The organism is Streptococcus sp. A12 (genome assembly GCF_905372335.1).
Lineage (GTDB): Bacteria > Bacillota > Bacilli > Lactobacillales > Streptococcaceae > Streptococcus.
Genome location: NZ_CAJPOU010000038.1, coordinates 1 through 12798, shown reverse-complemented (window position 1 = coordinate 12798; position 12798 = coordinate 1). Strand labels below are relative to the sequence as shown.

The window sequence follows — 12798 nt, the reverse complement described above, 5'->3', positions numbered from 1 at the left end:
TCACTTGGTTTTGACTACTTCGATTCTTTTGTTGTTTTCTTGGACCATCTTCTTCGCGATCAAAATCTTCACGTTTTTTGTCTGGTCTAGCTTGCTTTTTACGACGTGTATCAACTGCTGCAGGACTTGGAGTCGCTACCGGAGTTGCCTTCGCTGCTTCTATCTTTGGTTGTGGAGCGACAACTTCAGTCGCAACTGCCTCTTCGCGCTTACGACGTTGTTGACGGTCTTGCTCTACCTTGGCTGCCTGGTTTTGCTTGTAACGTTCTTCACTACCACGTGCATATTCCGCATTTTGCTCTGCTTTTAATGCTGCTGCACGGGCTTTGAAATCAATCTTCGGAGCGCCATTTACAGGATTTGGACGTCCTTGACCGTTGCCAGCTTGGTCACGGCGACGATCATTCCCTTGGTTTCGGCGGTCATTTCCTTGATTTTTTCGCTCATTACGATTTTGGAAACGATCCCCATCCCGACGGTCGTTTTGTTGTTTCTTAGGTCGATTTCCTTGTTGTTGACGACGTTCCGCCTGCTCTTTCGCACGGGCTTCACGTTCTGCCTTGAAATTACGACTCTTTGGCTTCACAACAGGTGCTGCCACTGTTTCCCTTGTCTTTTCTGGTTGGTTTGCAACAGGTTTTTTTACAACCGGTGCAACTTTTACTTGTTTTTCTTCCGTCACTTTAGGAGTTTGGGGCGCCTTTGATGCAAAACTATTGACCAAACGCTCAACCGCTTCACCTTCGATACTAGAAGCGTGACTCTTTACCTCCAACCCTAATTCTTTCGCCCGTGTGACGACTTCTTTACTTTCCTTGCCTAGTTCTTTGGCAATCTCATACAATCTTTTCTTAGACAATTGCTGTCCTCCTCTTCTATTCCATAAGAGACCTCATTTTCTTTGAAAATCCAGCATCTGTCACGGCCGCTACCTTTCGTGAGCGACCAATGGCAGTACTTAATTCTAGTGTTGAAAACACGGTTAATACCGGAACGCCATAATAGTGGCATTTATCTGTGATTTTTTTGGTAAGATTGGGAGCTGCATCATCTGCTAGAAAGACCAAACGAGCCTTTCCTTCTTGAACAGACTTGATGACCAACTCTTCTCCAGAGATGATTTTCCCTGCTCGTTGAGCCAATCCCAATAAATTAATGACTTTTTGCTTATTCAAGGCCTAACTCTCTTCTTTTCACCTTGTGATCCACATAAGCAATCAATTCGTCGTAGAAAGCTTCATCCACTTCCATGCTAAAGCTGCGATTGAAGACTTTCTTCTTCTTGGCTTGAAGTGCTTCCTCGTTATCGAGCTTGATATAAGCACCACGACCATTTGCTTTCCCAGTTGGATCGATAAAAACTTGACCTTCTTTATTTTTTACGATTCGCAAGAGATCTCGTTTATCGATGACCTCATTTGAAACGACAGACTTGCGTAAAGGGATTTTTCTAGTCTTTACCATGATTTCCTCCCTATTCGTCTACAGAATTCAAATCACTTTCTACTTCTTCAAAAGCAGGTTCTTGACTTGCTTCCATTTCTTCGTACTCACTAGCTGATTTGATATCAATCCGGTAGCCTGTCAAGTGAGCCGCCAAGCGCACGTTTTGACCACGACGACCGATCGCAAGAGATAGCTTGCTATCTGGTACTACCACAAGGGCATGCTTGCTGTCTTCTTCATCAAAGATGACTTGATCGACCTCAGCAGGCGCAATGGCATTGTAGATAAATTCTGCTGGATCTGGAACCCACTCAATGACATCAATATTTTCTTCTGTTGGGATCATACGATCCAATTTCTGATCATAACGTGCTGGGTGGAACTTGCTAGTAATCTTTTTGATGTTCGATCCACCACGACCAACGATGGTTCCAATCGCATCTACGTTTGGATTATGGCTACGAACAGCCACCTTGGTCCGGTCTCCAGCTTCACGTGCCACGCTCATGATTTCAACGGTTCCATCATAGACTTCAGGGATTTCTTGTTCCATCAAACGTTTGATCATTTCTGGATGGCTACGACTTACGAAAACGTTGACCCCACGAGGATTGTCTTCTACTTTGTAGACAAAGACTTCGATGCGATCATGAGATTGGAAGACTTCACCCGGGATTTGGTCTTGTTTAGACAATTGAGCTTCGATAGACCCTAAATTTACATAGATAAAGCGATTATCAAAACGCTCAACCGTTCCACTCATAATTTCATTTTCATGTTCTTTATAAGTGTTATAGGTAATCGCACGAGTTTGCTTGCGCATTTTTTCCATGATGGTTTGTTTGGCAGATTGGGCTGCGACACGGCCAAACTCAGCAGGTGCTTCTTCAAATTTGATTTTGTCTCCCAATTCATAGGCAGAGCTAATCGCAAGAGCATCTTTCAAGCTAATTTCTAACCGGCTATCAAATACTTCATCCACTACTTCACGAACAGTATAAACGCGGAAGTCACCAGTCTTTTCATTAAATTCGATAGCGGCACTCTCAGCTTGACCATACCGTCTCCGATAAGCCGAACGCAATGATTCTGTGACAGCTTCAATGATATCTTCTTTTTTGATTCCTTTGTCTTCTTCCAAGATGCGAAAAGCATCTAGCATTTCTTTACTCATTCTTTTCTTGCTCTTAGGCTACTAAGAGCCTTCCTTTCTTTTCTGCTATAATTTGACAGCTAGTCTTGCTTTTGAGACAAGACTATAGGGGATTTCAATGGTTTTCTTTCTGGTTTTGTCTATGTATTCCATGGTCAATTGGTCATCTTCGAACTTAAGGAGTGTTCCTTCAATGACCTTTTGTTTGTCAACTGCCTTGTACAAGCTGACATGGATATATTGACCCAGAGCTTTTTCCACTGCATCTTTGGTTTTTAAGGGACGCTCCAAACCAGGACTCGTCACTTCTAGGAAGTACTGTTCTGGGAATGGATCTGGTTGAATCTGATCCAACAGAGGACTAATCACTTCTGTTAAATCTGCTGTATCATTCAGGGTAATACCACCTGGCTTATCAACAAAGATACTTAGAACATAATCTCCTCCCATCTTTCCATATTCCACATCCACCAATTCAAATGGAGCTTGGATGGCTGGTTGAAGAATTTCGGTTACTAATTCAACAATTGTTGCGATAGGACAACACCTCCTCACAGACAAGAGGCGAAGATATGTCTTCGCCTCTCCTTTTCTATTCGTTTTAAATATTCTAGCACAAGTTCCGTCGAAATGCAAGGATTTCGCCTTCCTCATTCATCCAGCTTTTATCCAAAAGAAAAACGCCTTCTTTTCAGGAGACGTTGATCCCTAACTAGACTTTAAAATTGTGCTTCAACCCGATAAATGACCTGACCCTTACTTGAGAATTTCTTTTCATATTCGGTCATGACATTTCCCTCAAAATCACTAGCATGAAGATCTAGCCAGACACCCTTCAAGGTCATTCCATACTGAGAAAAACTCACCAAACTGTATTCAAAGAGTCCTCGATTGTCCGTCTTGAAATGAATCTCCCCATGCTCTGGCAAAATCTGTTTGAAGGTATCTAAGAAGCTCTTGTAGGTTAGACGACGTTTTTCATGGCGTTTCTTCGGCCAAGGATCCGAAAAATTGAGATACAATTGATCAATCTCACCGTCTTCAAAGTAATTGGTCAAGCTATCTCCGTCCACCCAAAGCAACTTGATATTGGGAACGTCAGCTTCCAACACCTTATCCAAAGCGTAGCTTAATACTGATTTTTGAATATCAATCCCGATATAGTTAATGTCTGGATTTTGTTTGGCCATTCCAGTGATAAAGGCTCCTTTACCACTTCCCACTTCAATATGAATAGGATGGTCATTCCCAAAAATCTCATGCCACTTCCCTTTGGCTTCTTCTGGCTTCAAAATGACATATTGCGGATTGGCTTCTAATAATTCGGTTGCACCTTTACGGTTTCTAACTCTCATGCTTCCTTCCCATATTTTGACCGGAAATTACGCAAAGCATAAATTTCCCGGTTCACATTCTCTAAATCATTGTTTTCATAGTATTTTACAATCTGACAAAGGAAAGAATATTGACCAAACCAGTACAATTTACCAAATACAGTTTCATTGTACTTATAGCCGTAATAGACCAACCAATCCTGCCACTGGGAATCTGGAATGTAGTGACTTAAAACATGAGCCACATCCATCATCCGATCTGTTAAGCGGACAGAATCCCAATCTACCAAGTAGATAAATCCACTGTCCGTTTCAATCCAGTTACTGTGACGGACATCTCCGTGAACAATGGTTGCATAATCTTCTCGAAAAGCTGGAACAGTCTGTCGTAAATTCTTTAATACAGATTGCAAATAATTGTTTTGACGCAAAGCAATTGGCAACTGACCGCTCAAGGAATTCAATAAATCCAATGGCGATTCAGCTGTGTAGCCCAACTTTCTCAATTGCGTCATCAAGGGGCGTGAGCGGTGCAAACGAGTCAGGATATGAACCACTTGCTTTTTCCCCATCCCATTTGGAGTTAAAATTTCTCCATTTAACCATTCTTGTGCGCTCATCACATTTCCGTCAGGTAAGCGTCGGCTCCATAAGAGTTGTGGAGCAATTTGTTCTTTAGCTAACCCTGCTAATATTGGAGTCGTATTCATTTTGACAAATACTTTCCCCCCATCTGGATAAGTCCCCATAAAGGCTTTTCCGCTTTTACCAGCAATTGGGGTTAACGTTAGCTCTTTTTCGTTCGAGTCCATCTCTTCCTCCGTAAAAAGTTTCCCATCTATTTTACTAATTTTAAAGCGTTTCGTCAACTAATCGTCTCACCTTGAAAGGTGCATAACCATAGGCTAAAAAGCCTGTGAAAGCTAGCAAGGCCAGGACGAGAAGTTTGTCTTCAAAGACCAGTAATCCCAGTCCTCCCTCGACAAGAACCACAAACAAAGTCACCGATTGAACTGTTTGAAGAAGCCCTCGTGTTTTAGCACTGATTTCCAAGGGGAAGAGTCGCGTTAAATATTGATAGTCAAAGGCCTTGTAGAGTCCGAGCAATTGAAAAACAAGTAAATAATTCAAGAGCCCCGCGACGGCTACTGCTACTAGCGTTTGCGGGATGAAGACAAAGACAGCGATTGCTAGTCCTAATAGACGCAGGCTCATGGAAAACAGATCTCCATTTCTGAGATAAGAACGGAGATACAGATTGTTCCAGGTCTTAGCACTGACTTTCGGAACCATACTTGTTAGTCTGTCTAAGTAGGCCCGCCGTTTCACGCTGTTGGTCATTCCTTTTACTGTGGTAAAAAGGGAGAAAAATCTTAGAATACTTTGCTTTCTCTGGTTTTCTAGCTCTACGATTCGTTTCCAATCAAGACCCGCCTGGTTATAGAATCTTTTCCCCTTCCCTTGAAAAATAAGAACCTTCAACAAAAAGAGAACAACCAAGTAAACCACCACAATGGTCAAAGACAGTCCTAAAGCCAAAGCCAATGGAACAAACAGGACAAGCACAAAGGTTTGTACAATTCCCCAGAAAATAGTCGATCGTAAGGTCTGTTGGTTCAAATAGCCTTTCAATTCCTCTTCTTTTACCAGGAGGAAAATCATGTCCGGCTTCTCACAAAAGGTTGAGATGGAACCAACTGGAAGCAGAAGTAAAGGAGCTAGGGCAAGTACAAGGAGGAGAAGGCTCTTATCTTCTGGTAGGGAACGCAAAAACTGACTGTACTGAACCGCTAAAAAGCCTAGAAAAATCAGGAGAAAGAGGACAAAGTGATCATTAAACACATAGCGAGAATATTTTAAGCACTGATTGCGAAAGGTCGTCTTCCTCTTTTGTAAAACTTCAATCATCGGTCCGCCTCTTTTGTTAGTGCAAGGTAGATTTCATTCAAATCGGCATCTGCCATTCCAAATTCTGTCCGCAAATCCTCTAAAGTCCCCTGAGCACGGACCTGTCCCTTATGGAGGATGACAAAGGCATCACACATTTTTTCAGCAGAATCCAGCACATGGGTACTCATTAAAATAGATTTCCCCTTCTCTTTTTCCACCTTCAATAATTGAATTAAATCTGAGATCGCAACTGGATCCAAACCTAAGAAAGGCTCGTCGACAATAAACAAACTTGGATCAACAGCAAAGGCACAAACAATCATGACCTTTTGTTTCATCCCCTTAGAAAAATGGACAGGAAACCAATCTAATTTTTCCTCTAGTCGAAATTGCTTCAAGAGAGGAGTCACACACGCAAAAACTGCTTCCTGATCCAAGTCATAGGCCATCGCCACTGTCTCAATATGCTCACGCAGGGTTAACTCCTCATAAAGACTCGGTGTTTCAGGAATATAACCAATTTTTTGGCGATAAGCACTTGGAGAAGTAGCTAAAGTCAAACCGTCGATCCGGATTTCGCCAGCATAGGGACGCAATAGACCTATAATTTCATTAATGGTCGTTGATTTCCCTGCTCCATTCAAGCCGATCAATCCAATCAATTGACCATCACCGACCTCAAAACTAACATCTTTTAAGACAGGGATATTGACATAGCCTCCTGTCAGGTTTTTTATTTCTAACATATTTTCTTAGCTTTCTGGTATAATGTTCTTATATTATAACAAAATCTAGCGAAATTGAGGTACATTTATGGTTTCGGATTGTATTTTTTGTAAGATTGTTGCCGGAGAAATTCCTGCTTCTAAGGTCTACGAAGATGACCATTTTCTTGCTTTTTTAGATATCTCTCAGGTCACTCCAGGCCATACCCTTGTGATTCCAAAAAAACATGCCCGTAATCTGTTGGAAATGACACCAGATGAAACTGCTGATCTTTTTAACATCGTTTCAAGAGTCACCAAAAAAGTGGAAAGTGCTACACAGCCTCAAGGAATGAATATCATTAGTAACATGGAAGAAATCGCAGGACAGTCTGTCTTCCACACCCACGTCCATATTCTTCCACGCTACTCTCAAGAGGACGACCTAAAAATTGATTTCATTGCCCACGAACCTAATTTTGACCATCTTGCCAAATTAGCCAAGGAAATTTCAAACCATTAAAAAGGAGCTTACTATGAAATTAAGAGATTTATTTTGGTTCGCGACTGGAGCAACTATTAGCTATCAACTTGTTAAACATCGTGAACCACTGAAAAATGAATTCAACGAAACCAAACAACTAACGGATGGAATCCAATCAAATGTTTCAAAAATCAAAAAGAATATTGAAATCATCCAAGAGCAACGAGTCCTTTTAAACCAATTACTGGAAGACTTTTCCTATAAAACAAGGATCTTCTCTCAGCAAGCCAACGCTTCTGTAGAACAAATCCAAACTATTTGGTCTGAGAAATCTAATACGAACGACTAACCAAAAAAGGTTTTGAGATAGCTATCTCAAAACCTTTTTATTTTTTAATTTAGTTTCCTCCAACACCAGCTACAGTTGTATCCGTATAAGGAGGCACTATCGGTTGGTATGGTGTCACCGCTTCTGAACTTACAGAAGTTTCCGGAGCATAGGAAGGATCGTAATAGCCTCCACCAGTATTCTGACTCGACTCTACTGGACTTTCGCCACTTTCTGACGAATCAGTACCCCTAGCTTCATCGCTATCCAATAGAACAGCACTTGTTTCGAGCTTTCTTACAGGCGATAATCCAAGACTTTTTCGCAGGATATTCTGCATCTTCAACAGGTGTTCTGAAGTAACAATTTGGTAACTTCCGCCATCCGCTAGGGTGGCATCTTCACCTTTCAACTGTTCCATACGGATGTTCTTCAAGGCATCTCGATAGCCCATCAAGTGCATCAAGCTATTCGTATCCAAGGAGATATTGGTCTGCATATTATCACTAACCGCTTTAATAATTCCTTGATAGTTGCTCAGACCATCCAAAGTCAATACTTTCTTGATGATCTTTTCAATGACTTCTCGTTGGCGTTTTTGACGACCATAGTCTCCTTCAGGATCTTGATAACGCATCCTTGAATACACCAATGCTTGTTCTCCATCAATCTCTTGACGACCAGGTGGAATTTTTGCTGTGTATTCCGGTTCATTTTCTTCGATTGAAATATCAAAATCAAATGGATTGTTTACTGTGATGCCACCAACCTTATCAACCAGTTGAACAAGACCTTTCATATTGATCATCGCATAACGGTCGATATGAATATTCATCAAATCTTGGATGGTTTTAATGGCCAATTCTGCTCCACCTTGAGCATAAGCCGCATTTAGCTTAGCTTGGACAGTTTCTCCATCTTGCGTAATATTGGTCAAGATATCCCGTTCCAAACTCATAATCGTTGTTTCACGCGTCTGTGGATTCACTGTCACGAGAATCATGGTATCACTGTTTCCTACCCACTGATCCTCTCGTGAGCCTGATCCAGTATCGACCCCCATGAGCAAAATGGTCATTGGTTTGTTTTCTGCGATGACATTGTTTTCATCGCCAATCCCTTTATAAGTCTTACTCAACGTGTTTGTTGACTGATTGAGGATGGTCAGCCCATAGGCTCCAATCCCTATTGTCGTTACAGCTAACAAACTAAAAAACATTAATAGAATTTTTTTAATCATTAATTCTGTCCATCTATCAGTTTGCCCATTAGGTAAACATCCAGATATTCCCCTTCCTTGTATACGCCTCTCTTGCGGAGACCTTCAATTTCAAATCCTAGCGTTTGGTAGAGATGGATGGCCCGTTCATTTCGAACTTGGACACTGAGGTCTAACTTCCGAAGGAGGTTGGTACCTTCTGCCCATGAGATTCCTTCTTCTAGAAGAATACGACCCAAGCCTTTATTCCAATAGGCCTTCCGAACAACGATAAAGATATCTCCAATATGGCGCAAGGCTCTGTTTTGGTCCGCTGCAATATTTAAGACACCTACCAGATCCTCACCCAAGTATAATAAGAGACATAATTGATTGTCTGTTTGTGCTTGTTTTTCAGCAAAGATTTCTAACTCTTGCTTGGTCATCCCAAGCCCTTCTGGAGCCAAGGTCATAAAATCCGATTCAGTCGCTACAGCTTTAAAAAAGTCGAGTAAACACTCTGCATCCGAAGCCTCAGCCTCTTTCAAAAAGAGATCCAATATCTGTTCCATCTTCAAGCTCCTACAGAAGTTAGAAATGAGTCCTTTAATTGTTCTGCACGTTCACCGACAGCTGACAAGCGTATCTCACGTCCATCACCGTCCTTAAGCAGTTCAACCTTTAAATATCCAGCAGGAAGACTGGTATCTAGCAATTCTCCCCACTCAATGACGGTCACCCCTTCACCAAATAAAAAGTCATCCAAATCAATCGAATCTGGATCGTCTCCAATACGATAGACATCCAGGTGATACAAGGGCAAACGGCCTTCATATTCTCTCACGATAGTATAAGTAGGACTTTTGATCATCTGGCGAATGCCCATCCCTTGAGCAAGGCCTTTTGTAAAGGTTGTTTTCCCTGCCCCCAGATCTCCCGCCAGAATCACGACATCCTGTTTTTCTAATCGTTGACCCAACTGTTTTCCAAGGGCAATCAACTCTTGTTCATTTTGACTTTTCATTTCTCTATTATACCAAAAATAATTGATTCTTGCCCACCTTTTTAGTCGATCAACCTTCTGCCTCACCTAAGACAATCAAAAAAAGCTTGGGCTATTTGTCCAAGCTTTCCTCTATGTTCATTCTAATGCAAGGCCATACTGATAAAGTTCAAGATAAACAAGGCATCTAAAATCCAAATCATACTGTGAACTTCTTTGGCTTCACCTTTGACCAATTTGGTTACTGTATAGGTAATAAAACCTGCTGCAATCCCATTTGTGATGGAATAGCTGAATCCCATAAAGATAGAGGTGAAGAAAGCTGGTACAGCTTCTGCCATATCATCCCAATGGATGTTTTTCAAGCTACTCAACATCATGATCCCAACGATGATCAAAATCGGTGCTGTCGCTGCAGTTGGCACGATAGCAAGAAGGGGACTAAAGATACTTGACACTGCAAAACAGAGGGCTACTACAAGGGCTGTCAGACCAGTCCGTCCACCAGCTCCGATACCCGCAGCTGACTCAACATAAGTCGTCACATTTGAAGTACCTGCAATGGCACCAACAGATGTCGCTACAAGGTCTGAATAAAGGGCTTTATCCAATTTAGCGGATTGGTGATTTTCACCATTTGTGGCAACAATACCAACTTTTTCACCAGTTCCAATCAAGGTACCAATCGTATCAAAGATATCTGTCAATGAGAAAGCGAGGATAGCCATCAAGGTTTCAGGAAGACGAGAAGTATTGGTAATCAAGGAACCTAATCCTTCTGAACCAAGTGCAGCACCAAAAATTTTCCCAAGATCATTGACGGCTGCTCCAAGATGGGTACTACCAAAGTCGATCGTTGAAAGATCAACAATGCCAAACACAATAGCGAGGATTGTTGTCGTAAGGATAGAAAGGATAATTCCTCCTTTAATGCCCTTGATGACAAAGAAAACAGTAATGGCTAAGCCAGCTAAGGCAAGAAGGACTGCCGGACTATTGAAACTAACAAGTCCTGGGACCGCTGCAGAATTTGCTGTAATCGCTGCATTCGCTTTATCAGCTCCTTCTCCTGCCACCGTATAGGTATGCGGATCAATTGAAAACTTCAACAAGCCAGCATTTTTAATTCCGACATAGGCTAAGAAAATTCCGATACCAGCTGAAATAGCTGAACGCAAAGCATTTGGAATTGACTCAATAATCATTTTCCGAACATTAGTTAATGTGATAACCAAGGAAATCAATCCGCAAATAAAGACCATTCCCAAGGCTTCTTTCCAAGAATAGCCCATCCCAAATACCACTGTAAAGGTAAAGAAGGCATTCAAGCCCATTCCAGGTGCTTGGGCATAAGGCAGGTTCGCGTAGAAAGCCATCATAAGAGTCCCAACGACTGACCCAATAATGGTTGCCAGAAATACTCCTTGAGCAGGCATTCCTGTTTGGGAGAGCATTTGAGGGTTTACAAATAAGATATAAGACATGGCAAAGAAGGTCGTTAAACCAGCTAATACCTCTGTACGAACCGTCGTTCCGTGTTCAGATAGTTTGAAAAACTTATCCATTTTTCCAATAAACTCCTTAAAAAAAATAAATCTGCTCGCGACTCAATCACGAACAATACAAATATTTTATCAAATATCATTCACTTTTACAAGAGATTCATCTGGATAATCTTTTGTGCCACATCATTTACTATTCGAAAAACTGAAATTTTCCTGTTTATCTGGTATAATGGTAGCATTCTTCTTAAAATATAGCACATCTATACTCCTCATTTAGAGTAAGAAAAACCATACAAATGAAAGGAATCTTCCTATGAATAAAAAACTAATCGCTGTCGATTTAGATGGCACCTTATTAAATTCTGAGAGCAAATTATCGCCTTATACGATTGAAACCATCCAGAAAGTCAGTGAACAAGGTCACCGGGTCATTATTACAACTGGGCGTCCCTATCGAATGGCAGATCACATCTATAAGGAATTGGGATTGGAAAGTCCCATGATTAACTTTAACGGCGCTCTCACTCATATTCCAAATAAAAAATGGTCAAAAGAACTATCCATGACCCTTGATAAAAAATACCTCCTAGATATGGTCGAGAGAGAAAATGACATCCAGGCGGACTTTATCGCTGGAGAGTATCGCAATAAGTTCTATGTCACCCACACTTACCACCATACTATTGATCCCTCCTTATTTGGGGTTTCTAAAATCTCCTCCAAAACAAAATTCGAAGCTCGTAAAGTTACCGAAAACCCAAACGCCATCCTCTTTCAAACACGCGCTGAAGATAAGTATGCTTTAGCCGAAGAAATGCGTGATTACTACCATCACGAGCTAGAAATCAATAGCTGGGGTGGTCCCCTCAACATTCTGGAATGTGCTCCAAAAGGCGTCAATAAGGCCTTTGCCCTCAACTATCTCCTCGAGACTTACGGACTTGATCGGAAAAACCTTATCGCCTTTGGAGACGAACAAAATGATACAGACATGTTGGCTTTCGCAGGAACTGGTTATGCAATGAAAAACGCCAATCCTGTTCTCCTCCCCTATGCCGATAAACAAACCGAGTATACAAATGATCAGGACGGCGTTGCTCGTCAACTAGAAAAACTCTTCCTATAAATAAAGAGAATTGCTTGAATCACCTTTTACAAGAAAGGATTCAAGCTTTTTGTTTTCTCAAACATACGGAACCTTATAGAGACTTTTTCTGAAAACAATTTAACTGGTTAAGTTTATTTTCAGAAAATTTTCTATGTGAATGCTTGCTAACTGATAAAGTTTGTGATGAAATTAACATAGCAAAAATAAAAAAGGAGCCTAGCTCGTTTCATACGATAATGATTCAAGTGATGTTACTTCTCGTTTTATTACCGTCTCTAATTCAACTAAGCTCTTGAGGAGGAAAACTATGAAAGCTGTTGTTGTAAATCCAGAAGGTACCGGTGTTGAAATCGTTGCAAACAAGGAGATGCGCCCATTAGAAACAGGGGAAGCTCTTGTTCAAATCGAATACTGTGGTGTCTGCCACACGGACTTGCACGTTGCTCACGGAGACTTCGGTAAAGTTCCAGGCCGTGTTCTTGGACACGAAGGAATCGGGATTGTTAAAGAACTTGCTCCAGATGTGACAAGTTTAAAAGTTGGTGACCGTGTCAGTGTTGCTTGGTTCTTCGAAGGATGTGGTACTTGTGAATACTGTACAACTGGTCGCGAAACCCTTTGCCGTACTGTAAAAAATGCTGGTTA

Annotated in this window: 17 protein-coding genes; 4 read left to right on the top strand and 13 right to left on the bottom strand. The window is 41.4% G+C overall.

Annotated elements, in window-relative coordinates; genetic code table 11:
• From QZ158_RS06185 to QZ158_RS06145, 9 genes are all read right to left on the bottom strand, one after another.
• Positions 1 to 859, bottom strand: an 859-nt coding sequence (locus QZ158_RS06185) for a translation initiation factor IF-2 N-terminal domain-containing protein (protein WP_293886774.1), incomplete at its 3' end; no start/stop codon positions are given.
• A 16-nt stretch (positions 860 to 875) separates the two neighbouring features.
• On the bottom strand, positions 876 to 1175 hold the full coding sequence (locus QZ158_RS06180; protein WP_293886772.1) for a YlxQ-related RNA-binding protein: 300 nt from the start codon (positions 1173 to 1175) through the stop codon (positions 876 to 878).
• Positions 1168 to 1464 carry a YlxR family protein gene (locus QZ158_RS06175; RefSeq protein WP_006596879.1) on the bottom strand — a complete coding sequence of 99 codons (297 nt, stop codon included), beginning with the start codon at positions 1462 to 1464 and terminating at the stop codon, positions 1168 to 1170. The genes QZ158_RS06180 and QZ158_RS06175 overlap by 8 nt, the downstream gene beginning before the upstream one ends.
• 10 nt (positions 1465 to 1474) lie before the next feature.
• Positions 1475 to 2620: a transcription termination factor NusA gene (nusA, locus tag QZ158_RS06170; protein ID WP_293886770.1), complete on the bottom strand. Its 1146-nt coding sequence runs from the start codon at positions 2618 to 2620 to the stop codon at positions 1475 to 1477.
• 45 nt (positions 2621 to 2665) lie between these two features.
• Positions 2666 to 3154 carry a ribosome maturation factor RimP gene (rimP, locus tag QZ158_RS06165; RefSeq protein WP_293886776.1) on the bottom strand — a complete coding sequence of 163 codons (489 nt, stop codon included), beginning with the start codon at positions 3152 to 3154 and terminating at the stop codon, positions 2666 to 2668.
• Between the two features lie 164 nt (positions 3155 to 3318).
• Positions 3319 to 3954: a tRNA (guanosine(46)-N7)-methyltransferase TrmB gene (trmB, locus tag QZ158_RS06160; protein ID WP_048688825.1), complete on the bottom strand. Its 636-nt coding sequence runs from the start codon at positions 3952 to 3954 to the stop codon at positions 3319 to 3321.
• The gene (gene ccrZ / locus QZ158_RS06155; protein ID WP_293886767.1) at positions 3951 to 4745 is read right to left on the bottom strand and encodes a cell cycle regulator CcrZ; all 795 of its coding nucleotides are present in this window, start codon (positions 4743 to 4745) and stop codon (positions 3951 to 3953) included. Before ccrZ ends, trmB begins: the two co-directional genes overlap by 4 nt.
• Before the next feature lie 40 nt (positions 4746 to 4785).
• Complete coding sequence (locus QZ158_RS06150; RefSeq protein WP_293886765.1) at positions 4786 to 5841, bottom strand: ABC transporter permease; 1056 nt, start codon at positions 5839 to 5841, stop codon at positions 4786 to 4788.
• On the bottom strand, positions 5838 to 6569 hold the full coding sequence (locus tag QZ158_RS06145; RefSeq protein ID WP_293886763.1) for an ABC transporter ATP-binding protein: 732 nt from the start codon (positions 6567 to 6569) through the stop codon (positions 5838 to 5840). Before QZ158_RS06145 ends, QZ158_RS06150 begins: the two co-directional genes overlap by 4 nt.
• 67 nt (positions 6570 to 6636) lie before the next feature.
• On the opposite strand from QZ158_RS06145, the gene QZ158_RS06140 reads away from it, so the two are divergent.
• On the top strand, positions 6637 to 7050 hold the full coding sequence (locus QZ158_RS06140; RefSeq protein ID WP_293886761.1) for an HIT family protein: 414 nt from the start codon (positions 6637 to 6639) through the stop codon (positions 7048 to 7050).
• Between the two features lie 13 nt (positions 7051 to 7063).
• A complete protein-coding gene (locus QZ158_RS06135; protein WP_293886759.1) occupies positions 7064 to 7360 on the top strand; it encodes a hypothetical protein in 297 nt (98 codons plus the stop codon).
• A gap of 49 nt (positions 7361 to 7409) precedes the next feature.
• Here QZ158_RS06135 and QZ158_RS06130 read toward each other — a convergent pair whose 3' ends face one another.
• The 4 genes from QZ158_RS06130 to QZ158_RS06115 all read right to left on the bottom strand — a co-directional run bounded on the left by QZ158_RS06130 (position 7410) and on the right by QZ158_RS06115 (position 11105).
• Positions 7410 to 8579, bottom strand: coding sequence for an LCP family protein (locus QZ158_RS06130; RefSeq protein WP_293886757.1), 1170 nt, complete (start codon positions 8577 to 8579; stop codon positions 7410 to 7412).
• Positions 8579 to 9109 carry a GNAT family protein gene (locus tag QZ158_RS06125; protein ID WP_293886755.1) on the bottom strand — a complete coding sequence of 177 codons (531 nt, stop codon included), beginning with the start codon at positions 9107 to 9109 and terminating at the stop codon, positions 8579 to 8581. Before QZ158_RS06125 ends, QZ158_RS06130 begins: the two co-directional genes overlap by 1 nt.
• A gap of 2 nt (positions 9110 to 9111) precedes the next feature.
• Positions 9112 to 9561, bottom strand: coding sequence for a tRNA (adenosine(37)-N6)-threonylcarbamoyltransferase complex ATPase subunit type 1 TsaE (gene tsaE, locus QZ158_RS06120; RefSeq protein ID WP_293886753.1), 450 nt, complete (start codon positions 9559 to 9561; stop codon positions 9112 to 9114).
• Between the two features lie 122 nt (positions 9562 to 9683).
• Positions 9684 to 11105: an NCS2 family permease gene (locus tag QZ158_RS06115; RefSeq protein WP_293886751.1), complete on the bottom strand. Its 1422-nt coding sequence runs from the start codon at positions 11103 to 11105 to the stop codon at positions 9684 to 9686.
• Between the two features lie 253 nt (positions 11106 to 11358).
• Between QZ158_RS06115 and QZ158_RS06110 the strand changes: the two genes are divergently transcribed.
• Together QZ158_RS06110 and QZ158_RS06105 are read left to right on the top strand one after the other, a co-directional pair.
• Positions 11359 to 12171, top strand: a complete 813-nt coding sequence (locus tag QZ158_RS06110; RefSeq protein WP_293886749.1) for a Cof-type HAD-IIB family hydrolase — start codon at positions 11359 to 11361, stop codon at positions 12169 to 12171.
• A 289-nt stretch (positions 12172 to 12460) separates the two neighbouring features.
• The coding region (locus QZ158_RS06105) for an alcohol dehydrogenase catalytic domain-containing protein (RefSeq protein WP_293886747.1) at positions 12461 to 12798 on the top strand (338 nt) is incomplete at its 3' end.

What these genes read in the sequence shown, in the direction of transcription:
- QZ158_RS06175 (WP_006596879.1), bottom strand. Translation starts at nt 1,464, where the DNA reads ATGGTAAAGACTAGAAAAATCCCTTTACGCAAGTCTGTCGTTTCAAAT.
- tsaE (WP_293886753.1), bottom strand. Translation starts at nt 9,561, where the DNA reads ATGAAAAGTCAAAATGAACAAGAGTTGATTGCCCTTGGAAAACAGTTG.
- QZ158_RS06130 (WP_293886757.1), bottom strand. Translation starts at nt 8,579, where the DNA reads ATGATTAAAAAAATTCTATTAATGTTTTTTAGTTTGTTAGCTGTAACG.
- QZ158_RS06115 (WP_293886751.1), bottom strand. Translation starts at nt 11,105, where the DNA reads ATGGATAAGTTTTTCAAACTATCTGAACACGGAACGACGGTTCGTACA.
- ccrZ (WP_293886767.1), bottom strand. Translation starts at nt 4,745, where the DNA reads ATGGACTCGAACGAAAAAGAGCTAACGTTAACCCCAATTGCTGGTAAA.
- QZ158_RS06110 (WP_293886749.1), top strand. Translation starts at nt 11,359, where the DNA reads ATGAATAAAAAACTAATCGCTGTCGATTTAGATGGCACCTTATTAAAT.
- QZ158_RS06145 (WP_293886763.1), bottom strand. Translation starts at nt 6,569, where the DNA reads ATGTTAGAAATAAAAAACCTGACAGGAGGCTATGTCAATATCCCTGTC.
- QZ158_RS06150 (WP_293886765.1), bottom strand. Translation starts at nt 5,841, where the DNA reads ATGATTGAAGTTTTACAAAAGAGGAAGACGACCTTTCGCAATCAGTGC.
- QZ158_RS06135 (WP_293886759.1), top strand. Translation starts at nt 7,064, where the DNA reads ATGAAATTAAGAGATTTATTTTGGTTCGCGACTGGAGCAACTATTAGC.
- nusA (WP_293886770.1), bottom strand. Translation starts at nt 2,620, where the DNA reads ATGAGTAAAGAAATGCTAGATGCTTTTCGCATCTTGGAAGAAGACAAA.
- QZ158_RS06140 (WP_293886761.1), top strand. Translation starts at nt 6,637, where the DNA reads ATGGTTTCGGATTGTATTTTTTGTAAGATTGTTGCCGGAGAAATTCCT.
- QZ158_RS06125 (WP_293886755.1), bottom strand. Translation starts at nt 9,109, where the DNA reads ATGGAACAGATATTGGATCTCTTTTTGAAAGAGGCTGAGGCTTCGGAT.
- trmB (WP_048688825.1), bottom strand. Translation starts at nt 3,954, where the DNA reads ATGAGAGTTAGAAACCGTAAAGGTGCAACCGAATTATTAGAAGCCAAT.